The 22,327-nt window shown below is 35.0% G+C and carries 23 protein-coding genes; 2 read left to right on the top strand and 21 right to left on the bottom strand.

Features of this window, described 5'->3' with window-relative positions:
- Position 1 precedes the first annotated feature (1 nt).
- The 20 genes from JFT89_RS13665 to JFT89_RS13560 all read right to left on the bottom strand — a co-directional run bounded on the left by JFT89_RS13665 (position 2) and on the right by JFT89_RS13560 (position 18,922).
- A complete protein-coding gene (locus tag JFT89_RS13665; protein ID WP_201040210.1) occupies positions 2 to 1,939 on the bottom strand; it encodes a VirB4 family type IV secretion system protein in 1,938 nt (645 codons plus the stop codon).
- Positions 1,940 to 1,954: 15 nt separating this feature from the next.
- Positions 1,955 to 2,764, bottom strand: a complete 810-nt coding sequence (locus tag JFT89_RS13660; RefSeq protein WP_201040209.1) for a hypothetical protein — start codon at positions 2,762 to 2,764, stop codon at positions 1,955 to 1,957.
- A gap of 14 nt (positions 2,765 to 2,778) precedes the next feature.
- Entirely contained in the window at positions 2,779 to 3,066 is a 288-nt protein-coding gene (locus JFT89_RS13655; protein ID WP_002130425.1) for a DUF5592 family protein, read from the bottom strand.
- Positions 3,067 to 3,113: 47 nt separating this feature from the next.
- Positions 3,114 to 6,125, bottom strand: coding sequence for a pLS20_p028 family conjugation system transmembrane protein (locus JFT89_RS13645; RefSeq protein ID WP_307838609.1), 3,012 nt, complete (start codon positions 6,123 to 6,125; stop codon positions 3,114 to 3,116).
- Positions 6,126 to 6,148: 23 nt separating this feature from the next.
- A complete protein-coding gene (locus tag JFT89_RS13640) occupies positions 6,149 to 6,358 on the bottom strand; it encodes a hypothetical protein (RefSeq protein WP_201040208.1) in 210 nt (69 codons plus the stop codon).
- A 57-nt stretch (positions 6,359 to 6,415) separates the two neighbouring features.
- Entirely contained in the window at positions 6,416 to 8,986 is a 2,571-nt protein-coding gene (locus tag JFT89_RS13635) for a VirD4-like conjugal transfer protein, CD1115 family (RefSeq protein ID WP_201040207.1), read from the bottom strand.
- Between the two features lie 24 nt (positions 8,987 to 9,010).
- Positions 9,011 to 9,193 carry a hypothetical protein gene (locus JFT89_RS13630; RefSeq protein ID WP_201040206.1) on the bottom strand — a complete coding sequence of 61 codons (183 nt, stop codon included), beginning with the start codon at positions 9,191 to 9,193 and terminating at the stop codon, positions 9,011 to 9,013.
- On the bottom strand, positions 9,190 to 9,621 hold the full coding sequence (locus JFT89_RS13625) for a hypothetical protein (RefSeq protein WP_201040205.1): 432 nt from the start codon (positions 9,619 to 9,621) through the stop codon (positions 9,190 to 9,192). The genes JFT89_RS13630 and JFT89_RS13625 overlap by 4 nt, the downstream gene beginning before the upstream one ends.
- A gap of 67 nt (positions 9,622 to 9,688) precedes the next feature.
- On the bottom strand, positions 9,689 to 10,006 hold the full coding sequence (locus JFT89_RS13620) for a hypothetical protein (RefSeq protein WP_201040204.1): 318 nt from the start codon (positions 10,004 to 10,006) through the stop codon (positions 9,689 to 9,691).
- Positions 10,007 to 10,110: 104 nt separating this feature from the next.
- Entirely contained in the window at positions 10,111 to 11,604 is a 1,494-nt protein-coding gene (locus tag JFT89_RS30280) for a hypothetical protein (RefSeq protein ID WP_242488400.1), read from the bottom strand.
- A gap of 15 nt (positions 11,605 to 11,619) precedes the next feature.
- The gene (locus JFT89_RS13605; protein WP_201040203.1) at positions 11,620 to 12,705 is read right to left on the bottom strand and encodes a hypothetical protein; all 1,086 of its coding nucleotides are present in this window, start codon (positions 12,703 to 12,705) and stop codon (positions 11,620 to 11,622) included.
- A 51-nt stretch (positions 12,706 to 12,756) separates the two neighbouring features.
- A complete protein-coding gene (locus JFT89_RS13600) occupies positions 12,757 to 12,993 on the bottom strand; it encodes a hypothetical protein (RefSeq protein WP_012263727.1) in 237 nt (78 codons plus the stop codon).
- 106 nt (positions 12,994 to 13,099) lie between these two features.
- Entirely contained in the window at positions 13,100 to 13,408 is a 309-nt protein-coding gene (locus JFT89_RS13595) for a hypothetical protein (RefSeq protein ID WP_201040202.1), read from the bottom strand.
- 31 nt (positions 13,409 to 13,439) lie between these two features.
- Positions 13,440 to 13,664: a hypothetical protein gene (locus tag JFT89_RS13590; protein ID WP_201040201.1), complete on the bottom strand. Its 225-nt coding sequence runs from the start codon at positions 13,662 to 13,664 to the stop codon at positions 13,440 to 13,442.
- A gap of 29 nt (positions 13,665 to 13,693) precedes the next feature.
- Entirely contained in the window at positions 13,694 to 14,137 is a 444-nt protein-coding gene (locus JFT89_RS13585; protein WP_201040200.1) for a hypothetical protein, read from the bottom strand.
- Between the two features lie 561 nt (positions 14,138 to 14,698).
- Complete coding sequence (locus tag JFT89_RS13580) at positions 14,699 to 14,947, bottom strand: hypothetical protein (protein ID WP_002090828.1); 249 nt, start codon at positions 14,945 to 14,947, stop codon at positions 14,699 to 14,701.
- A gap of 108 nt (positions 14,948 to 15,055) precedes the next feature.
- Positions 15,056 to 15,634 (bottom strand): TraM recognition domain-containing protein, encoded by a 579-nt coding sequence (locus tag JFT89_RS13575; protein ID WP_201040199.1) that lies wholly within the window; start codon positions 15,632 to 15,634, stop codon positions 15,056 to 15,058.
- A gap of 36 nt (positions 15,635 to 15,670) precedes the next feature.
- Positions 15,671 to 16,132, bottom strand: a complete 462-nt coding sequence (locus JFT89_RS13570) for a type IV secretory system conjugative DNA transfer family protein (protein ID WP_201040198.1) — start codon at positions 16,130 to 16,132, stop codon at positions 15,671 to 15,673.
- A 158-nt stretch (positions 16,133 to 16,290) separates the two neighbouring features.
- A complete protein-coding gene (locus tag JFT89_RS13565) occupies positions 16,291 to 18,576 on the bottom strand; it encodes a SpaA isopeptide-forming pilin-related protein (protein WP_201040197.1) in 2,286 nt (761 codons plus the stop codon).
- Positions 18,577 to 18,721: 145 nt separating this feature from the next.
- On the bottom strand, positions 18,722 to 18,922 hold the full coding sequence (locus JFT89_RS13560; protein ID WP_201040196.1) for a helix-turn-helix domain-containing protein: 201 nt from the start codon (positions 18,920 to 18,922) through the stop codon (positions 18,722 to 18,724).
- Positions 18,923 to 19,119: 197 nt separating this feature from the next.
- Here JFT89_RS13560 and JFT89_RS13555 point away from each other — a divergent pair, with 197 nt between their 5' ends.
- Together JFT89_RS13555 and JFT89_RS13550 are read left to right on the top strand one after the other, a co-directional pair.
- A complete protein-coding gene (locus tag JFT89_RS13555) occupies positions 19,120 to 19,641 on the top strand; it encodes a helix-turn-helix domain-containing protein (RefSeq protein WP_001020340.1) in 522 nt (173 codons plus the stop codon).
- Between the two features lie 377 nt (positions 19,642 to 20,018).
- Positions 20,019 to 20,987 carry a Replicase RepFR55 gene (locus JFT89_RS13550; protein ID WP_201040194.1) on the top strand — a complete coding sequence of 323 codons (969 nt, stop codon included), beginning with the start codon at positions 20,019 to 20,021 and terminating at the stop codon, positions 20,985 to 20,987.
- 452 nt (positions 20,988 to 21,439) lie between these two features.
- On the opposite strand, the gene JFT89_RS13545 is transcribed toward JFT89_RS13550, so the two are convergent.
- Positions 21,440 to 22,018 carry a DUF3967 domain-containing protein gene (locus JFT89_RS13545; RefSeq protein ID WP_201040193.1) on the bottom strand — a complete coding sequence of 193 codons (579 nt, stop codon included), beginning with the start codon at positions 22,016 to 22,018 and terminating at the stop codon, positions 21,440 to 21,442.
- Between the last annotated feature and the right edge of the window lie 309 nt (positions 22,019 to 22,327).

Here is a 22,327-nt window from a genome sequence, read left to right as displayed (position 1 = left end):
ATTAAGCACCTCCCCCAAATAACATCAATTCTTCGTCTGTTACTTCTACATGAAAATGAATGTTTTTTACAGCCCCAATACTTAAAATGACATCCCCTGTTGGCAAATGCGGAATGGCTGCAATCTCACTTTCACTTAACTGTCCTGCAAATACTTTTCGTAACATATCTAAACTGTTATTATCTTGCTGCATGATAAATTTGTACTGTGTAAGTTCAAATAGCTTTTTTATTTCATCAATCATTTCTTGTGAAGATCCTTCCGGTACAAAATCTCGAATTGTATGACTTGCATATAAAAGACCTGCAAAATATTTCCGGTCTTCTCGGCTAAATTTAATTAAAAATTGTAAAGCGTGAGCACTTTCTTTTCGTGTGTTGATAATATGATGTGCTTCGTCAATAATAATGAAATATCGAATGACATCTTCAAAAGCAATTTGCTTTTTGTTAAAGGCTCTTAATTGCGGAGCACCATTTGAAATCATTTCATCCCAAAGGAGATTTAACACATTAAAGATTTGCGCTTGAAATACTTCTGGTTTAGAACTGGATATATTCCGTAAGGAAAAAGATACAACTTGTTCTTTCTTGAAATCTTCAATTGTAGAATGTCCATCGAATAATTGCGCATACACTTCTACTAGGTTCATAAGATTTAATTCAATTAATTCTAAACGATGGATTCTACTGTCTCCTAAATTTTCATGGTGCTTTTTACTTTCTACATCTTGATATAACTCATTACGAACAAAGTTTAAAAAATCGGAGAAGATAGGGTATTCTTTCGGTTTTCTTGTTGTAATTTCATTTGTTGCTCCCTTTTTATCATTCCATAATCCCATACGAATATATAACTTTCGAAGCAAATTTTCATACTCTTTAATTTCATCGTCTTTTGCTTCCGGTGCAATAAAACGATAAAAAGTTGTCACTTTAGATAAATGCTGAATGAAACTAACTTCCTCACTTTCCGCTGTCTTATACACTTGAAGTGGGTTAATTTGACCTTGCGATCCATCTAATGCAATTGTTTTTCCATTCAAGTCACGTACTGTTTCCTCAAATTCACCTACAATATCAAAAATACGGATAAAATGTCCCTTACTTGCATAATCTACGGCTTTCTTTTTTAGTAAGGTTGATTTTCCAGCACCAGGCTTTCCAACCATTACACCGTTATAACTCTTTCTTTGTTTGTCTTTATGAAAAATATCAAAAATAACATTTCCTTTTGTTTTCGTTGTCCCATAATACGTACCGTATGGATCGTTTAAATAAGAATAGTGAAATGGACATCCACCAGCCAAACTGACTGCCGGAATTTCTTTTCCTTTTCTTCGGTTCACATAATTTTTTTGTGTATCAAAGCTCGTTACGAGTGCATCCCATTCGTACTCTTGTTCATTTAAAAATACAGCTCCTCGAAAGTTATAAGACTCTAATGTTTCCATGATTTCTTTTACTTGTTTTTCTAACTCATCTAACGTTCTAGCGGAAACATAGATACGGATATGAATACGTTTCATGACCTCACCTTGTTTCAAATCCGTATAGAGAGCTTCCAGCTCTAAAAATTCATTTTTTGCATCAATCCGATCTATATTATCCTTTGCTGTATCATGCCGAACACTTTGTTCACTCATGGATTTATTAATGGATTCAACAACCTCTTTTCGATCATCACTCATCACATCTAGTGTTGTGATCACATTTGGCATATTCATAATTTGTTCTAGCCAGAAATCATTTACCTCTGTTGGATAATCATAGATATGAATACAAGTAGCAAATCCGTCACCTGTTTGAACATAACTTTCTTTAAAACTGATTCCCCCTTGTGGCTGAATTCTAGCCACTAAATAAGGATTGTAACCTTTCTTCTTTTTTAGTTCTTCTTGTTTTTCCTTTTTGGATTTTTTACTTTTGAAAGCAAACATTCTATTTCCCCCTTACTACCATATATTTTTCGTTCCCAATTTTGCATTTTGATTATGCAATTTAAACATAACCTCTAGCTTCTTCTCTTCATCCACCTCTAATAGTTCAGTAGAGCGTTTGATATATCGCTTTGCTGCATCCACACGTTCTTTTACGATTAATTCCGTTTCTCCGTAAATAAATAAGAAGGCTTCCCGATTGGTTCTACCCCATTCTAAAAACTGAAGTTCTTTTAACTTTTGATTTAAAATTCGTTCATACAAAGGACTGGTACATTCTTTAATTTTCTTCTTTATATAATGTTGTTGTTCTGTTGTTTGACATGGGAAGTTTAAAAAAACAAGTTTAATGGACTGTTTGTAGGCTTGATAAAAATAAGCATGTGAGAATATAACAAATGCCTGTTCGTCGCTATTCTTAGAGAACATATCGTCACCTTCTACTTGAAGAATTTCTAAAAACTCCTCATTTTTCAGCTCAAATATGCCATCCTCGGTCATATCTACGATTTGCATAATTTCCGCAATACTTTTCTTTACCTTTGGTGGTGCTTCTTTCTTTTTTCTAGATAAAAACCCTAAAAGTTTTGGGTTTTTCTTTTTCGAAACATCTTTCTTTGTCTTTTCTTTCTTCTGGTTTTTTACTTTTGGTTCTACCTTTGGTTTTTCTTCTTTCTTTTGGTTAGGTACCACCTTCACAATTTCTTTTGGTTCAGAAAGTGATTCTTTTACATTTTTTTCGTTAAATCGAAATGCTGTTTTCTTCGGCACTTCTAGTTGCTTTGGCTCTTCTTTCTCCACATCTTTTTCGCTGAATAACGCCATATGTGATCCCTCCCTTATTGATCGTTATCAATGGCGCAATATGCACCTTTTCTTCTTAACAGTGTAATAATCAACACTTCATACATTCGTTTTTGAGGATTCGTACTTGGTCGCCAAATCATAATAATTGCAATAGCTGCCATGAAAATAACAAATGGTAACTGAAAGGAATCATGTACGAAATTCCTAAGAATCATCGTTACAACCAATAAACCAATTAATAAAAAGAAATCTATTAAATAAAGGACTTTATTAATCCGTAATTCTGTACTGATTTCCTTCGGAATCCGATAGCTTCTCATCGGGATTCCCTCCTTTTCGACAATAAAAAATAAGCGTACGATTACGCTTATTTTTTATCTGTATCATTTTTATTTTTGCTCACGATATCTCTCCAACTTTTACCTGTATTTTGACCCATCTGATAAAAACGCTTTGTATTCTGTACCGTTTCAGAATTATGAATCCGTTCTTGCACTCCTCTTACCTTTTGTTTCACCGATGATGTAGTATTTTTAACTTTATCCGTTGTATATTTTCCTAATGTCCGTGTTTCTTGATTTCTACTTGCTGCCACTTCTTTATCACTTTCATAAGGAATAATCGGGCTACTATGTGTCACCGTTACGATGTCGGCTGATGCCGGGTTACTTCCGCTTGGCACTGATCTTGGTGCTTCCATTGGTGCCGGGCTTCCTCCACTTGGTACTGATCTTGATGCTTCTACTGGTGCCGGGCTACTTCCACTTGATACCGGTCTTGATGTTTCTACTGGTGCCGGGCTACTTCCACTTGATACTGGTCTTGATGTTTCTATTGGTGCCGGACTTCCTCCACTTGGTACTGGTCTTGATGTTTCTACTGGTGACGGGCTACTTCCACTTGATACTGTTCTTGATGTTTCTACTGGTGACGGACTTCCTCCACTTGGTACTGGTCTTGATGTTTCTACTGGTGCCGGACTTCCTCCACTTGATACTGGTCTTGATGTTTCTACTGGTGCCGGACTTCCTCCACTTGGTACTGGTCTTGATGTTTCTACTGGTGCTGGACTTCCTCCACTTGATACTGGTCTTGATGTTTCTACTGGTGCCGGGCTACTTCCGCTTGATACTGGTCTTGATGTTTCTACTGGTGCCGGACTACTTCCACTTGATACTGGTCTTGATGTTTCCATTGGTGCCGGACTTCCTCCACTTGGCACTGGTCTTGATGTTTCCATTGGTGCCGGACTACTTCCACTTGATACTGGTCTTGATGTTTCCATTGGTGCCGGACTTCCTCCACTTGGCACTGGTCTTGATGTTTCTACTGGTGCCGGGCTACTTCCGCTTGGTACTGGTCTTGATGTTTCCATTGGTGCCGGACTACTTCCGCTTGGTACTGTTCCTGGTGTTTGACTTCCTTCATTTGCTCCTTGTCTTACCGCTCCGGCTGTTGGATTTCCTTCACTTGCTCCTTGTCTGACTGTTCCTGGTGTTTGACTTCCTTCACTTGCTCCTTGTCTTACCGCTCCGGCTGTTGGATTTCCTTCACTAGTTCCTTGTCTGACTGTTCCTGGTGTTTGACTTCCTGCGCTCGCTCCTTGTTTTACTCCTCCGGTTGTTGGATTTCCTTCACTAGTTCCTTGTCTGACTGTTCCCGGTGTTTGACTTCCTGCGCTCGCTCCTTGTTTTACTCCTCCGGTTGTTGGATTCCCTTCACTTGCTCCTTGTCTTACTCCCCCTGCTGTTTGACTTCCTTCACTCGTTCCTTGTCTTACTCCTCCTGCTGTTTGATTTCCTTCACTTGCTCCATTTTCTTTTCCAGCTTCTTTCATTTCATCTTGAAGGCTTGTTGTACCCGATTCTTGCCCATTTGCTATCCCTGGGTTTTCATTCCCTTCTTTTTTCATATCTTCTTGAATAGATGGAACACCACCATTTTCTTTATTTTCTTCCTTATTTAAGTTCCCTTTTTCCTTTTCTTTATTTGCTAAATCATTACCATTTGCTTTCTTCTGATCCGCTTTTTTCATTTGATCTTGCAAAGACTCTTTATTTCCGGACTCATTCCCTTTTTTTAAACCACTTACAAGACCAGCCATACCACCTGTTGCCATCGCTGCCGCACTTGCCGTTTTAGCCGCTGCAACACCAGTTCCTTCCGCTGCACCTTTCGCCCCTTTTCCAATCATATTTCCTAGACTCTTCATTGGCTTTGAATTTGCAAGAGCGCCAATTCCTTTACCAAGTGCGAAACCACCTGCTACACCACCTGCTAACATGCCCCAACTGCTCTTTAATCCAATATCTATTCCAAATAGTCTTTCTACGACTGCCGGGCCATCTAAAACTGCCATACTAAATGCGGCTAATGCAATCAGATACGGTACACCATTTAATTTGTCATGGAGAAACGCCGTTCCCATTATATATAGCTTCAATGATAGGAATATCATAATCGTCGCTATAAATATATTGAGGATATTGGATAATACAGCTTTTAACTTTTGACCATTCGCAACATCGGCTGGTGCTAATATGTTCGCTAACAAATAGTTAAATGCCAATTCATAAAATAATCTAGCTAACTTAATACTTACCAATAACAACGTTGCGCCAGTTATCAGTAAAGTAAAGAATATATTCCAAAAGTTCCAATGCCAGCGATAATATTTTTCCGGAAAGAAATCAAACCATCCATCTTTCAATTCAGCTAAAGATGCAACTCCTAACGCATCCATTACTCTTTTATTCTGCAAAATTTTCTGACCATCATCCGATAAATTTTTATCCTTTGTGAACTCAAAATCTTTATCTATTTTTTCGGTAATATCTATCTGCCTAATGTTTTTTTCGGGAATATTATTTTTCGGATTCATATCCTCTTTCTTTTTCCACTTATTTTGATCTATTACTGCAACATCCGTTATGTTCTTCTTAATAATTTCATCACTTAAAGAGCCTTTTTGTTCTGATTTTACAACTGCTATGGCATCATCAGTAAACTTATCAACCTTTGTCATACCAGTACTTAATAAACAAAGTACACTCAGTGTTACAAAAATATTGATGATAATTTGAGAACGGTTCATTTGTTTGTTCATAATGAACATGTAGCCAATATATAAAAATGATATGGCTAGAAGAACGACAAACAATGGATATAACATATCAACAAAATTTTGTATTTCCGGCGAATTAAAGAATCCTTTAATCCCCAGTATGGCATCTGTCACACCTTCTAAAGCATCTACAATTAAAGATAAGCCTACAATTAGGAACCATCCTATCCAACGGAATACATAATTCACGATGTCTCCTACTTGAAGATAATCCGAGAACGCTTCTATCGTTTTTAAAATCTCTTCATCTTTCACCATTTATCCTCCTCTCTTGCTTACTACTGCCCTAATACTTCCTTTGCTGTCCAATTCACTCTTTCATTCAGTTTGTCAATACGAATAATCAATTTTCCTTTTTGTTCCCGATCTACTGAAAGGAAAAGAACTGCATCTTCTAGACCAAGGATGACCTCATTTTCTTCTGTAACAAATGGCGAATAACTATCTAAAATCAATTGCATTTTATCCGTTATTGTCGGTACACACATTCCCTCTTCCTCCTTTATGTTTGGAATCAAAAAAGCACTCAATTATTTGAGTGCTTTCTAACTTGTTACTTGTTCTCTTTCTTCTAAATCACGCAAGATTCGATTAATCTTGTTTTCGACTGCTTGATAAACACTTTTATCGATGTGGTCATTGTGAGCTAACATTTGAAATTCACTGTAAAACTCGCCCATTTCTTGATTTTCAACCTCATTTATCGCTTTCCCTAACTGTGCTAAAAAGAACTTATCAACCAGTTTCAAAACCGCTAAATCAGATTCAAAAAATTCATTAACCGTTTTCTCTTTCCAATTTTCAATGGTGAGGGAATCAAACGGGCTATCTTCCTGCTGAAACGCCTCTTCCGGTATATCTTCATCAATTCCCATCATGGTTGGCTCTTCTACTGGCTGCGTTGTCTCTACTGGTGACAAATCTTCCTGTTCTGGCTCTGATGGTTCTTTCTGAATTTGTTCTTCCTTTCTTTCTCCTAGAAAATCTACAATAAGTTTTTTGGGTTCTACATCATCGTGTAAGGATTCGATATCTATATCTAAAATAGATTTATCTGTATCAAACTCTACTCCTAAGTACTCCCATCTATATTTTAAAGCTGTTTCTTTCGTATTATAAATTGGGTGTGGTCTGATACGCTTACGATTATTATCTTGACGTTTTATGACACGAATAACAACACTTTCTCCTTCTTTAAATTTCATAAGTTCATTCGATGTTAACAATGGGCGTTGATCTAGACCTTCCGTTTTATTTTTATCAGTAGAGAGACCTTTTCCACTTCGGGAAGGTAGATTAATTGTTTGATTTCCCAGCTTTTTGGACACTTTTTCGGCTGTTTCTTGATCGTTTGTTAGAATGTAGATGGTATTCCCACAGTTTCCATCAATGGTATCTGCATCTTCTCCATATTTATTTTTTAATTGTGAATATGCTTGAATGATAAGATTAAAACGGATATTTCTACCGAGACAAACCGTAATAATATTCGCCATTCCTTCAATACTTGGCATATTACCAAACTCATCCAGGCAAAAAACCACCTCACGGTGACATTTCCCTCCACGAGCGAGGGATGCACCTTTGGCTAATATAAAATAGAGCTGCCTTACAAAAATAGAAGCAATCACATGATTCGAAGAATCAAAGTCTGGTGTAATCATAAAAATAGCCACTGGTTTATCGAAATAATCCACTGTCGTTACTTGTATATCTTCATTTTCTTCTACTACTTTAAATTCTGTCTCACCTGTCTTTTCATCTATTTTCATAATAGAAATAGATGTTTTCTTTTTCTTATTTCCTTTTTCATTAAATAGAATGGTATCCCCAACTTGTATTACTTTCTTAAAATCTAGTGCAAAACGACCTGTAATATCTGATTTGATAGACTCCTTTGAGCCATCCGGAAATACAATTTCTACTCGTTTTCTAGATGTTGCTCTTCCTTTTATCGTTTTTCCAAAACCGACACGTTTTAAATCCACACTATTTTTTGCTGTCATTTTAGCGATTTCATCAAATGTAAAAATAGAAAGTCCGTTCATTGTTTGGGTAAAAATTCCGCCTCGTGTCGTTCCTTTTGAAAAATTTGAGGTTGCATATTGCATTTTCGCAACGCTGTCTGACGGTAAACTCTCAAAATATAAATCTAAAGCATTTTTAGGTGGTTCATCCGGATTTATAATTATGTCTTTCGAACCAAGTTCTGATAACATATTCGCAACTGCATACATTGTTATTTTTTCTTCTGTTCCTTCTGCAATACATTTATCCGTAACAGCTAATATCATGGCATTGCACAAGCTCATAGCGCACTGTTGCCAAAAAGGATCTTTTACAGTTGGGTTGTAATATAAAGTGTGAGAGAGTGTTTTACATAGTGCTTGCGCTGTTGAATAATCTCCATCTTTATAGGAATCTTTGACAAGCTGCAATAAGTTATAACTCATAGAATCAAGTGGAGTTAACAGGTTCAAAACTTCAATGTGATACCCTCGCTCTTCCAGCGTTTCTTTCGATGCACTGAAGAGCTCACCTTTTGGATCATTAAAAATTAGGGATGGTTTATGTTCCGCTCTAGAATAGACATCAATTGTAGGAAATACGAAAGTTTCCCCTTTACCAGAACGTGTTGTACCAATGGCTAAATTGTTTACCGGGCTATCATCAATGAATACTTTGTCACCTAGTCGAGAGATAACAACACCACCGCCACCTTTAAATAATTCCTCTCGATCGGGTACAGCCCGGTATTGCTTTTTCAACTCTTCAACTGTTGTAAAACGACTAGATCCTTTCTGATGATTATTTAAGTTTTTAAAGGAAGATTTCAGCTTATACACCGTTCTTGCTATAGTTCCAATCACTACAAGGAAAACAAGCATGTAGTAAATTGGATGCTCTGCAATTGGCATCTGAAAAAGAAATCCTACCTCCATATGAAATGGTTTTGGGTGTAATAAATCACTAAATGTTGTTTCTATAAGCTCTAAAGATAAGTTGAGTAAAAAATTAGCGATTAAAAACATTCCAACAAACAAAAAAGCACTCAATGGAATGAGTACTTCTTTTTCAGCTAATTTATATTTGATTGATATCTTTTCACTATACATATCAGAAAATCACCTCAATTCACTCTAATTTTCCATTTGAATGGTATCTTTTTTATTAATTTCCACAGTATTTCTTTTTATTTCTTTTTGATCTAGTATTTCACGTACAATATCTTGTGTAATTTGCTGTAAAGAGATTGTATACACAAGAAAAGCAAGAACCATAATTCCAATTATAATCATCAATTGCATAAGGAGTTCTGTCATTTTTGCTCTCCTTTCTCTAATAAAACCTCTAATTCGTTATAAAATTCCCATTGTTTGTATCCCATTCGAAGAAAGATAAATACAAACGGTGTGGACATCAAAAGTGCTACTAAAAACGTAAGTCCTCGTATAGGATGCTCTTCTAAAAACACTATTACGGCAAGTAAACCGATTGAAATTACAATCAAAAATGGTATTTCCAATAGCAATGTCTTTTTTGTCAACTTCCTATTCATAAACCCTATTTCAACTGCCAACATTATGATATAAAATGTGCCAAAAACTGTGAAAGTTGTTACCGTGTAGTTTTTTGTCCATTCATGATTATAAGCATTGATTTCCCAAAACATATAGCCAATACCTATTACTGCTAATAATATATAAATTCCCCAACTTACCTTAGATCCACGTGATATCCATTTTTCCACCTCTATATTCCTCCTTAAATAGAAATTAAACAAGCTGGTGTTTATTCCCCAGCTTGTTACTTTTTCTTTATTTCTTAAAACCAAATCCCGAATCATAATTATATTTTTCATACTCTGTTATCTTATCGAAATCATTCGTTACATCTAAAGATATGATGTATCGAAATTTCTTAGTAATTTGAGGATCTGTTGGCATTTGTTGAAAACTCGCTATTACTTTTATATCAGAATCCTTCATTTGTTGAAGAAAGTATATAAAAACTTTTGATAAACTTAAAGCCATTTTCTTCAATTCCCTCGTTTTCCCTGTTCCCACTTGACCTACCACCATTAGACTTTTATCTAGACTTGAAATTTGTACTAAATTTGCACTATTAACAAACATCTATATGACCCCTTTCATTAAAATGATTAGATTACATGTATTTTCAAATTGAAAAGGTACTCTTTTTATGAGTACCTTTTTGAAAATATCAGTTGATTTTTTCTTTATTTACTCGCTACCATCTTTTCATTCTGTTTCAGAACTGGCTTTTCTTGATTCGTTGGTTTCTCTGGATTTGTTGGCTTTTCCGGTTCTGTCGGCTTCTCTGGATTTGTTGGTTTTTCCGGTTCTGTCGGTTTCTCTGGATTTGTTGGTTTTTCCGGTTCTGTCGGTTTCTCTGGATTTGTTGGTTTTTCCGGTTCTGTCGGTTTCTCTGGATCTGTTGGTTTCTCTGGATCTGTTGGTTTACCTGGATCTGTTGGTTTCTCTGGATCTGTTGGCTTTTCTGGATCTGTTGGTTTCTCTGGATCTGTTGGCTTTTCTGGATCTGTTGGTTTCTCTGGATCTGTTGGCTTTTCTGGATCTGTTGGTTTCTCTGGATCTGTTGGCTTTTCTGGATCTGTTGGTTTCTCTGGATCTGTTGGTTTACCTGGATCTGTTGGCTTTTCTGGATCTGTTGGTTTCTCTGGATCTGTTGGTTTACCTGGATCTGTTGGTTTTTCTGGATCTGTTGGTTTTTCTGGATCTGTTGGTTTTTCTGGATCTGTTGGTTTTTCTGGATCTGTTGGTTTCTCTGGATCTGTTGGCTTTTCTGGATCTGTTGGTTTCTCTGGATCTGTTGGTTTCTCTGGATCTGTTGGTTTACCTGGATCTGTTGGTTTTTCTGGATCTGTTGGCTTTTCTGGATCTGTTGGTTTCTCTGGATCTGTTGGTTTCTCTGGATCTATTGGTTTTTCTGGATTTGTTGGTTTCTCTGGATTTGTTGGTTTCTCTGGATTTGTTGGTTTCTCTGGATTTGTTGGTTTCTCCGGCTCTGTTGGTTTACCTGGATCTGTTGGTTTTTCCGGTTCTGTTGGTTTCTCTGGATTTGTTGGTTTTTCCAATTCTATAGGTGGTTTTGGTTTTTCTATCCCTGTATTTTCCGAATTACTATTCTCATCCTCCGTTATAATTGGTGGGTTCACAATAGTATCTGGTTTCTTCTCTGGTGGAAGAATATCTCCTATACTCGCTACGGTAGAATCAATATTTTGATCGCCAAATGCAAAATGATCTCCATTCACGGTGACTTGTGGCTTATTATCTGTAATAGCTGCAATCACATTATCTTTTGCTGTATCTTGAATTGATTTATCTGTTGTTTCTTTATCAAAGAGTGCTAGAACACGAGAAGTGGTTTCATCCCCATTTTGAAGATTACTTACAATAGATTTTTCTTTAAAATTAATTTTTGATTTATCCAATTCTTCGAGTACATAAGCAACTTCATTATCTTTACTTTGAATTGCGTTTTCTGTAATTGCTTCAAAATCTTGTTTGTTCAGATTTTCTTTCTTTTCCTCCGGCTTATTTTTATCTACTTTTTTTGTAATAGCTGACTTGCTTTTTGAAGATTCCTTACTTCCAAACCAACTGCACCCTGTCGTGCCCAATATCAATGAACCACCAAGAAAAACAATTCCCATTTTTTTATACAAATTCTCATAATTTAATGGCATGTTATTTTTTCCCCCTTAGATGTCCTTTAGATCTTTATCAATCTTTTCAATCTTGGCTTTCTTTTCCTCTTCGCTTATCGTAGATTGTTGAATATCCCGCTTTTCTAATTCTTTGACCTCTTTCATCAAGGTTTTGTTTCCTTGCGTTTTGGCAAAAGAATAACAATCTTCATATTTTTTTAGATTTACAAAAGCTTCAACAATGAGCTTTTCACGCCTACCATCCATATTGACTTTCCCTTTGAGCTTGATTACCTCTTCATATTTTTTATCAAGCGCTGCCTTTTCAAAATCGATTACATCATTTTTGACATCTATTTCATTGATTTTATTCATGTTGTCTATCCCGATAAAATAAGCAACCACACTTTCTGCAAATTTCGGCTCATACTGTAATGCCTTATTTGCCTTTCCATTTAATAAATAAGTAAATAAAACTGCCTTTTGACTATCTTTATCTAGTTCTGTGTAATCGACCTTATCAAAGTATTTAACGGCTTCTCCATACTGTTGAATGGCTGCCTGTTGTAATCCTTTTACCACATATTGTTCAGAACCAGCATTTGCACTCGAAACTGGCTCGGAAGAGAATAACTTAAAGGCAAATATGGCACCAGCTCCAATTAACACCACGCTTCCTATGACACTCGCAATAATCTTGAATCCTTTTCTATTTTCCTTTCCAGGCTTTACTTGTGTTTTCACTTCATGTGGTGGACTATAGGAGGGTTCCTCATTTTTTTCTGATAACTCTTCTTGATATTCATATTCTTCATGAAAAGGAGAATCATTGATTTCCCTTTCTAACGTTTCTAACAGCTCCTTCTTTTGTTCCTCTTGTTCCGGATCTAATTGCATCACATTCATTTTTTTAGAAATGTGATCAAAAATATGATCTGCATATCTCGAACCCAGTGATAAAGTACCGTTATAGATTTCATTAGCATGACCATCTAATAAATCAAAATCAATATGTTCTTGGCGTCCTGCTTCTCTATAAACACGTTCTAATCGCTTCGTTAAGGTATAAGCCTCATGAAACGAATATTGCTTATCCGACTCAATTTCTGTTCCATTGCTACTCTTAAAAATGACAAACATGGCTTCTCCTTTCTTCCATTTGATTTATATTTACTTTCATTTCGATTGATCTCAAAATGCATAGTACAAAAAAGAACCTAATACAAGGAAGACAGCAAATAAAAACGCTAATGGTAAAAGGTCTCTTAACAACCTGCCTAAAAAATCAAAAGCTCGTTCAGTTGACACCATACACATGAAAATAAAATAACAAACAGTAAATACTAACATAGCTATCAGTGTCACGATTAAGTAAAATCCTACTGGATTACTATAAAACTCTTTAAAGGACTGTACGATAAACCCCATAATCCAGCCTCCCTTTTGTATCAAATTCAAATTCTAATAAAAAAAGGCAACAAAAAAAGCCATACCCTTTGCATAGCCTCCTCATTGCCTTTTTTATATTTTTTCACTATTTCATCCAGAGAAACGGGAATAAGATTTGACCAAATTTTACATTGCCATTTACGCTTTCTGCTAAGTATTGGCATCCCATTACGATAACGAGTCCGGCTGCACCACCAAGAAACCACCACACACATTTATGTCTTCCTCGTTCACCGCCCCAAATTAATAGATAAGCGCCCCAGCAAAATACAATCGCTGTACTAACCAATGCCCCTCTTTGCATCCATGCTATAAATGAATTACCTGTATTAATTAGACCGTCCATCGCATCACCTAACACTAACATTTGTGTTACTGTTTCCAACATTGACATATACATTCACTCCCTTTTCATTTTTAGATGCTTATACGTTACTAAGCTGACTTGATTCATTCGCCTTGTTGTCTTCCTTTACTTCTGTTGATGTTGCTTTATAAGCTTGTAAAGCTTTCATTACTAAATCTTGATTTTCTTCAATGTATTTCTGATGATGTAAATGAAGCCAATGGTTATAATCCTGACCATTGGCTCTTAATAAGTTTGCTACCATATCTTTTTCTTTTCTTAATTCCCTCTGTGAAATCGTCACTATATCACCACCTTTCAATGATTATGTGATTACTTCTGATATTGCTCTTTGCAATTTCGAACAAAATAAGTAACTTCTTTTTCAAGTTCGGACTCTTTAAACTTAGAAAAATCAATATCTTTTTTCAGTTTTCCTTTTTCATAATAAGCGAGAGAATCTCTTCGTTGTGATAAACCCCAATCATGAGGATTACTTGAACCCGGAATGTCCTCACGATTTTCATTCAATCCTCTTACTTGAATTTTTTCCTTTTCAGCTATTTTCTTCACAAGAAATATCCAATCATCACTATGTCTCATATTTGAGTTCAACATAACAAAACCTGTGCCATCCTCACTTATGAACTTCTTCATTTCTAACGGACTAAGTTCCATTACTTCCCCTTTTCCCGAACTAAAGACAAATGTTGAACCAATACCAATTGCAATTAACAGTCCAACAACAGCGGAAATGATCCACCCTTTACGACTCATGCATGTTCCTCCCTATGTCATATTTTTATAAGCGATTTTGAAGTGTGATGAGACACATCTAAACTTCAACATCTGTCTTTATTTTATAACATTTAAAGGAAAGTGGGATAGAAAATGGAAATATCATTTATGGCTGGAATGACGAACCCTGTATTGGTATGCGTATAGAAACTAACCCCGACCTAGCTTCTATAGGCCCAATACTGCACTACGTATTTTGGCATGAACGTAGAACCTTATGTATCTACTGTTTGTATGGTTTATCGCTTCTTTAGAATGTCAAAATGGGATATTCCTCACGATCACTAGCGCAAACAGATTATTGATACAATGCATTTCCAATGGTCACAGATAGGAGTTTTACGTACGCACTCTTCTAACGATAATCGTATACCTAACCCCTCTAGTGACCGTTTCAAGGGAGGCACGCATATATATTGAAAGCCGTATATCATCCTTCTACATCATTACTAAAAGGAAGATCTACGCAATATATATCTAAATTGTCAAAGAGCAAATTACTTTGTGCTATGTTCTCAGCACACTTCAAAATCGCTTTTTTTATTTACACTTTTGTTTTACAGCTACTAATTCCGCTTGTTTATGTTTCCTTTTTGCGATCAAGTTTTGATGTTCGTCTCTGACAGAACGCACTTGATAATAAATTTGAGCTACATTTTCAATGCTTCCTGTGTTATTTTCAATTGCGATGGTACCTTTCAGTTCGTATGTTTTTCCATCAAAAGTTTTAACACTATGAGCTTGTGATGCGGCAATATCATAAAATGTGAGTCTTTGTTCTTTTCCCATATGAACGCCTCCTATTTTTGATAAAGAAGGGAGAAAAACGTTTCTCCCTTGTATAGTTTTCTAGCCATCTAGATAGGATGAAGTAGTGAACGAGATCCTTTAATTTTGTTAGGACAGTAGTATTACATGTTTTGAGTTATTTAAAATGCGATACGCTGTTTCTTTTCCGTAGATTCTTTGTAATGAGGATGGTGATTCTATCACAATATAATTTTGAATATTATATGCTGCACTTATCTGTAAAAACTGCTCCATATGAGGGATTGGATATAAATCAAATTGGTGGAAAACAAGATGTATAGGGCTTATATTTTGAGATTCTATAAGATACCTTAAAAATTTTGATAAAGCTTCCCCTCTTTCCTCATACGTACTAAACATAGTTTCTACATTGATGTAAACAACCGCTTTTTTATAATCTTCAAATTTTAGATTTTCACAATCATGTAATAAGTTATATCTAATTAGTTGATAACCTTGAGCTCGTTTTTCTCGACTGGTACTTTCATAGAAAACACCTTTAGGATCAAAAATAAAAATGTAATTTTCTTCAGATTCTTTCAACCCTTCTATAACTGCCGTATAGTCCCCAGATTGAGCTTTTACAATATCTGAACCCTTTACCCTTCCATTTAAACATTTTAATGTTTTAATGACTCCTGTGTACTTCTTATCCCTATTAAACATCTTTTATTCTCCTTCCTATTTCATTTTTGCTTATGACTAGTATTGAAACCAAAAATACTCTTTTTGTTCCTCTTGCTTTTCACGTTGATGTTTTTCAAGAATGTATAGCAAAGTGATAGCTATCGCATCCCTTGTTTCTTTTGAATAAAGACCAAGCTCATGGAAGATATGATAAGCTGGATGCTCATTCTCAAGCGAATGTACTACTTCTACCAAGTTTGCTTCACTTTCATATATTTTTTCAGTGAACTCAATAACTTTTTTCACATCTAGGTAATATAAGTTTTTATGTCGTTGATCCAGATACAAAATACTTCCTGCCAATAATTTTGTAGCGGATTCTATCCAATAATCATGTTGCTTTAATGGTTTCATTACAGTTTGAGCGATTGAAATTGCTTGCATCAATTCTTCAGGTAACCAAGCACTCTTGCGCCGCATAACGCCTTCCCCAGGTTTCCCTAAATTTTTCATTTTACCGACGTAGATTTCTGACATTTCATTTCATCTCCCTCTCGGTTTCTTATATCTTGCTCCCTATCCAAAAAACAACCGTCCAAATGGGAATTACGAGTATGCATGCATTTCGAAATCTAATAGCAAAGCCTAACGGATTTTCGTCTACTTCACTAAAATGAGCTTCATATTCTTTCATATCACGATTGAGCTTTCTTACGGTTTCTTACTGCAAATATGGCTCCAATTAAGCCGAGTACGACACATGCAAGACCAATCCATTTTATGTATGGATTTTCGGCTTTACCGCCTGTTGTCGGAAGATACGTTTCGATTTTCTTTGGTGTTTGTTCTAGTTGTGGTTTTATAACAATCTGTTGTGGTTTCTCTAGTTGTGGAATAACAGGTTTTTCGGTTACTTTTGGTTGTTCCGGTACCTGTGGTTGTGGAGCTTCTGGTTGCTCTGGCTTTTGTGGTATTTCTGGTTTTTGTGGTTGTTCTGGCTGTTCTGGTTTTGGTGTCTCTGGTGTAGGTGGTGTCGGTTTCTTCTGATCCTTCACCGTATGCTTAATAATTTGACCATCCTCTTTAATTTCAAAAGAGAATATTTCTTCATTCAGTAAATAGCCGTCTGGTGCGAATGTTTCTTTATACGTGTAATTTCCATATGAAATCTTGAATTTTGCAATGCCGTTTTCATCCGTTTTTCCTTTTGCAACTTCTTTTCCTTGTTCGTTAAAGATAGTAAATTCAGCGTTCGGAAGCTTATTGTTGCCATCTGCAATATCTACCTTGCTAATCTCCAATTCTCCTGTGATGTGCTTATTTTTCGCTGTTAGCATGACTGTCTTTCCTTGTTCCGAGATACTAAAAGGAATAGGTTCTTTGCTTAACACATAGCCAATAGGTGCTTGCTTCTCAACAAATGAATATGCTCCAAATGATAAATCTTTCACTTCAATTAAGCCGTTTTTATCACTTTTGTGTTCACTAATTTTCTTCCCTTTGCTATCTTGAAGAACGAACACCGCACCTTCTAATTTTCCACCTGGATTCTCTCCATCTACTTTTAGAAGTTGCACGTTTCCTTTTACTTCTTTATTTTCAACAGTAAATGTCAGTGCTTTTCCTTGCTCTTTAATCTCGAATGGGTATTTAGTTTGATTAAGAAGGTATCCTTCTACCCCTTTTGTCTCAACAAAATAATACTTTCCATACGGAAGATCCTTCACTTGTGCAATCCCTTGCTCATTTGTAGTTGTTTTTGTGATTTCTTTTCCCTCTGCTGTGTACACTGTAAACTCTACTTTTGGAAGAGTTTTTCCGCTGTCACTTAATTTCTTTATCTCAATGTTTCCTTTTACCTTAGTATTTTGCACTGTAATTGTGGCAACCTCGCCTGTTTTAACCTCAATCTGTTGTGGCTGCCCATTCAGTACATAGCCAGTAGGTGATTTTATCTCTTTAAGAGTATAAGTTCCGATTTCTAAACCAGAAAGGCTTGCTGAACCTTGCTCATTCGTAGTCATAGTGCCTACTTTTTGATTTCCACTGTTCATGACTTCAAATACTGCACCTTGTAGCAATTCTTTTTGTTCTCCCACTTTTACAACTTTCAATCCACCAAGAGATTTCCAGTTTACTTGTAGATCGGCACTCACTTTTTCCTCATTTTTTTCTAAAAGGACTGTTGCATCTTGGACTTTATCAGTTCCTTGATATGCGACTGCCTGCAAATTAGAAAGATTAGATGTTACTTTTAAGGAAAAGTTACCTGTTTGAGAGGATTTCGGTATTAGAATACGGAATTGTTCTCCTAAATTGAATTGTTGTTTCGCTTCACCTTTTGTAGAAATAACTTTCGTTCCATTCGGTGCATTGGCTAGTTGAACTGTAAAGACACCGTTCTTAGCGTTACTTTCGATTTGATACACTGTCGTTTCAAAGTACTCACCGTTTAACTTTGCTTCTTGATTGTCTGTAGGTGTTACATTCATGTACAGGTCTTGTGTTTCCTGGCTTGCATTTGCACCACCAATAATAGCTTTTACAGCTTTCGCAACATTTCCATTACGATGCTGAACTTCGTTAATGTCAATTTGACCCAACGCTGCCCAAACACTAAGCTGTGTCGCATAATGCGCTTCTTTCCAGTTAGAAACACCTAATTCTTCTGGACTCTTTTGTGGATATCCATTTAGAAGAACCCGATACACAACATCATCTGTGCGCCCCATTTCCGGAAGATCATTACCGTTAGGACTTAATTTTCCATACGTTAAGCAATACGCAATTTGCCCATTCGTATTCTTCAGCAACTCTGTCCGTAGGTTTTTCCCATACATGGGACTAAAACTCCAATCCATTTCGTACTTCTCACGATTGATGACTTCAGCACTTGCCTTAGTAAGTGGAAATACAAAACTTAAGACAATTAGAAGCATACTCATAGCAATGAGTAACGTTTGATACGATCGTTTCAACATACTAACAGCTCCCTCAAATGATATGCAGTTTTCAAAGATCAATTTTCGAATCATTAATTCTATTTGAATTACTAGTTTTTTTTACTATAATTAAACTTATATGGTTACTTTGGAACTTTATTTAGTAGCTTTGACTTTTTTTAAGTTATTCACGAACTCGGTAGTACGTTGGTATAAAAAAGTATTCGACCGGTTTATTAAAAAACTTAGCAATTTTTTCTGCTCTTTCGGAATTAACACTTGTTTTTCCTTTCTCGATGGCATGAAGAACTTGAGGTTTAATACTAACTTTTTGACCGAGTTGTATTAAAGAGTAATCTTTTGATTGCCGTTCACTTAATAACATAAGTATTAAATACCTCCTCTCGTTTAGTATAAATTAAGTATACATCACTTTTAAAGTGAAAAACAAGTAAAATTTACTAAATAATAAAATAGTTTAGTTTATTTCACTTAAATATATACAAAATAATATGTATTTTATACTGATTTTAGTATTTTTAACACAATAAGAATATGACTTTATATGAAAGGACTAAAAATATGAATATTTTTAGCGAGCGTTTACGGAAATTACGCCAAGAACGTAGTTGGTCAATGAAGGAGTTAGGAGAAAAATTAAGTGAAGTTGTAGGATCTTCTTTTAGTTCTGCCTCCGTATCGAATTGGGAAAAGAAAGGATCAGAGCCCCCCTACAATATCTTAGCTGCAATAGCACAAATTTTTGATGTCAGCGCTGACTATTTAATAGGAATAAGTGACACAGCTACTCTAAATAATGAAGCACCTACAGAAAAAATTGAGCATAAACAAGATATAATTAATAATGTAGAATTATATTTGACAATAAGCGAACATGAAAAAAAACAAGACATATATACAAAAGTAAAAGAGCTACATCAAGAAATTCTTTTATTACCCCCTGAAAAACAAGAACGCTTAGAAAAAGAGCTGACTGAATACCTTAGATTTTTTGGATACAAATATGATCAATTACATATAGACTTCGTTAATTTTACCAATTATCTTCAACATGAACTCCAAAAAAAGGTCTCTAAATATTAGAGACCTTTAGTTCGTATATTTTACGTCTTAATTTAATTGAATTAATCAACAAACAACCTATTTAAGTAAAAAATACTAATTATTAGATTGATATTCTATCTTAATAGTTATAAAATTAATGCATAATTAAATTTTTCGGTTAAATCATTATAAATTATTACAAATAAAAAAACCCTACCACAAGCCATTTTTAATTGATCTTTCAGTTTGGCGGCTGAATCAATTAAAAATCCTAAGAGAGTAGGGGTTTTATCCATATTAAAATATATATTATCTACAACTATTATAGCACTTAATATATATTATGTGAATAAAAACCTCTATTTTCCCAGCATTTTTCTATTTATTTGTGGTGGAAAAAATAGGAGGTTTTTTCAGTGTTGTTGCAAAACTTTTTGCTTAGTCGAGCAAAAGCGGAACTAAGTCCCCACATCCATCACTTATCCAAAACTCCTGGGGCTATTAATCAGTCAATTAAGAACGTTATTACTTACATTGATAATATTGTCCTAGAATATGAGGGTGTTACTACAAAAGATTACCTCACAAAACGTAAATATGAAGCTTTAGAAACAGTTTTATCATACTTAGTACAAGAAGGATATTCCCAAGTTAAACAAGATCGTATCAGTAAAAAATCAGGAATTTCAAAGCCTATTATTAACTATGTGTTAAATTGGCTGCAAGATTTGGGTGTATGCCAACAGATTAAAGTACGAAGGCATGGTAAGATTGCCCCGTCTGTTTACATTTTAACCTTACATAACAACTATTTAAAAATTATTGAATACTTCAAGGTAAAGTGGGCCGTAGTAATTAATGTTTGTTCTACTTTCACTAAATTTTTAAAGAGCAAGATTAGTAAAAAGGCTGATGCAACAGATCTTGAAGTTATGCAAAAAAACAATTTTAAGCCTTCACCTCCCCTAGATCTTTTCGGCATTGAAGAACAATCAAAACCTGCTGTAGATCATAAGGAACAGGAAAAAAACAATAGATTACAAGACTTAAATGATTATTTGAGTGTTGATCAGAAAAGAGCGTATTACTTCATTTTGAGTCAAGAACTAACATACCTATCTGAAAATGATGCGTATACAATTGCTTTAAGATTGCCACCGAATATTGATCGCTATACAAGATGGGATTTCGAAGAATGTGTGCAATGGTTCCAATTTAATAAAGCTGATAATAGTAATCCCGCACATTTCATAAAAATGTTTGTTCAAAAATCTAAACAGAATCAAGAACGTAGAAAGCGTGATACCCAAAAGAAAAATTCCCTCTTAGGTACAAATAATGATAGTAAATTTCTTTTTTATAATTTTTTAGAAGAGAACAATTAATTTTAAAAAACATAATAAAATCTGGCCTTGCTAAAAATTATTATATACAGCAAGGCTATTTGTCATGTCCTCTTATAGTTTTTCTATAACATTATTATTTATCAATACAAAAACCTTCAAAGACCGTAACCTTTTTCTATGAACTTTTACTATTTCCCTTGTAATTTTACTATTAAAATTACGCTCATTAAGTTTTGAATATTGATTTTTTTACTGACGGATTAACTTAGAAATTTACTAAGATGCAACCTCTAACAGGTTGCTACAGTTAGCATAGAGGGCCAGAAATTAATTCTAATGTTTTTATTTCCTTTAATTTTTAAAACAAGATTTATTATAGTACTTTATTTTCTTGTGATTTTTTAGGGAAGCTTAGCATATTTTCAACATACAAAGGGAATCCTGTACATTTTGTACAGGATTCCCTTATTTTTTATTGAATTTAATATAAATTATTTCTTAAATAATCGGGTAAACCATGATTTTTCTTGTTGAGTAGATGCAACTAATTTTTTAGTTTCTTGTATTTCTCGAACCACTTCTAATAACTGCTGATCCCTATTGTTTATTTTTCCATCAATAGTCTTTTGCTGTTCATCAATCTTGTCCAGTAGCGTTTGATTAGTTTGTTCTAAATTATCTATGCGTTTTAAAAGTTCCATATTCATAGCTTTTTGCTCTTCAAAGTGGATAATAATTTTATTCATGCCTTCATACATTGTCTGGATAATTGGTTTCGTTATTCCGTCGTCTTCGTCAACCTCTTCTACTACAATATAATCTATATTTTGTTTCAACATTTGCTCTATTAATTCTGGCGGCTCTTGTACATCTTTCATATCAGCAATTAATCTAAAAAGCTCTAATGCTTCCTTTTCATATCTTAGTGTACGGCCTCTTGTTCCAGCCACGGTAGGTAAATATGGCTTAAATTGATCTCGCCATGCCTGTAAAGTTGTGCGTGGCCTCCCAAGTATTCTAGCAATATCTGCGAGGGAATATGTCTTCTTATAAGGTTCTTCCCTATCCATTATCTTTTCACCACCTTATCGTTATTCATCGTTATTGTTGTCCGTCACGTTAGCATTTAGTTGTTATTCATAAGCATTAACCTCTGTCATTCTGTCATCCCGTTATTGTTCACCATCACTATTGCCCGTCATGTTGTTATTTTACTGTTATTCATTATCTTAGATGTTCGTCATGTCGACATCTAACCGTTATCTGTCTAATTCGTTTAAAACAGGGTATTCCCTTGTTAATTTGTTAATTTTTTTAACGTGTAAGTTAACTTGGATAACAAGTGCGATTTAAGTCGCACTTGTTTCAAAAACTGTTTT

The organism is Bacillus sp. TH25 (assembly GCF_016650935.1).
Lineage (GTDB): Bacteria > Bacillota > Bacilli > Bacillales > Bacillaceae_G > Bacillus_A > Bacillus_A mycoides.
Note: the sequence above shows the minus strand (reverse complement) of the source record. Positions and strands in the feature narration are given on the sequence as shown.

Excerpts from the sequence above, each read along its gene's own strand:
- JFT89_RS13665 (WP_201040210.1), bottom strand. The coding sequence starts at position 1,939 with ATGTTTGCTTTCAAAAGTAAAAAATCCAAAAAGGAAAAACAAGAAGAA.
- JFT89_RS13660 (WP_201040209.1), bottom strand. The coding sequence starts at position 2,764 with ATGGCGTTATTCAGCGAAAAAGATGTGGAGAAAGAAGAGCCAAAGCAA.
- JFT89_RS13655 (WP_002130425.1), bottom strand. The coding sequence starts at position 3,066 with ATGAGAAGCTATCGGATTCCGAAGGAAATCAGTACAGAATTACGGATT.
- JFT89_RS13640 (WP_201040208.1), bottom strand. The coding sequence starts at position 6,358 with ATGTGTGTACCGACAATAACGGATAAAATGCAATTGATTTTAGATAGT.
- JFT89_RS13635 (WP_201040207.1), bottom strand. The coding sequence starts at position 8,986 with ATGTATAGTGAAAAGATATCAATCAAATATAAATTAGCTGAAAAAGAA.
- JFT89_RS13630 (WP_201040206.1), bottom strand. The coding sequence starts at position 9,193 with ATGACAGAACTCCTTATGCAATTGATGATTATAATTGGAATTATGGTT.
- JFT89_RS13620 (WP_201040204.1), bottom strand. The coding sequence starts at position 10,006 with ATGTTTGTTAATAGTGCAAATTTAGTACAAATTTCAAGTCTAGATAAA.
- JFT89_RS30280 (WP_242488400.1), bottom strand. The coding sequence starts at position 11,604 with ATGCCATTAAATTATGAGAATTTGTATAAAAAAATGGGAATTGTTTTT.
- JFT89_RS13605 (WP_201040203.1), bottom strand. The coding sequence starts at position 12,705 with ATGTTTGTCATTTTTAAGAGTAGCAATGGAACAGAAATTGAGTCGGAT.
- JFT89_RS13600 (WP_012263727.1), bottom strand. The coding sequence starts at position 12,993 with ATGGGGTTTATCGTACAGTCCTTTAAAGAGTTTTATAGTAATCCAGTA.
- JFT89_RS13595 (WP_201040202.1), bottom strand. The coding sequence starts at position 13,408 with ATGTCAATGTTGGAAACAGTAACACAAATGTTAGTGTTAGGTGATGCG.
- JFT89_RS13585 (WP_201040200.1), bottom strand. The coding sequence starts at position 14,137 with ATGAGTCGTAAAGGGTGGATCATTTCCGCTGTTGTTGGACTGTTAATT.
- JFT89_RS13580 (WP_002090828.1), bottom strand. The coding sequence starts at position 14,947 with ATGGGAAAAGAACAAAGACTCACATTTTATGATATTGCCGCATCACAA.
- JFT89_RS13575 (WP_201040199.1), bottom strand. The coding sequence starts at position 15,634 with ATGTTTAATAGGGATAAGAAGTACACAGGAGTCATTAAAACATTAAAA.
- JFT89_RS13570 (WP_201040198.1), bottom strand. The coding sequence starts at position 16,132 with ATGTCAGAAATCTACGTCGGTAAAATGAAAAATTTAGGGAAACCTGGG.
- JFT89_RS13565 (WP_201040197.1), bottom strand. The coding sequence starts at position 18,576 with ATGTTGAAACGATCGTATCAAACGTTACTCATTGCTATGAGTATGCTT.
- JFT89_RS13560 (WP_201040196.1), bottom strand. The coding sequence starts at position 18,922 with ATGTTATTAAGTGAACGGCAATCAAAAGATTACTCTTTAATACAACTC.
- JFT89_RS13555 (WP_001020340.1), top strand. The coding sequence starts at position 19,120 with ATGAATATTTTTAGCGAGCGTTTACGGAAATTACGCCAAGAACGTAGT.
- JFT89_RS13545 (WP_201040193.1), bottom strand. The coding sequence starts at position 22,018 with ATGGATAGGGAAGAACCTTATAAGAAGACATATTCCCTCGCAGATATT.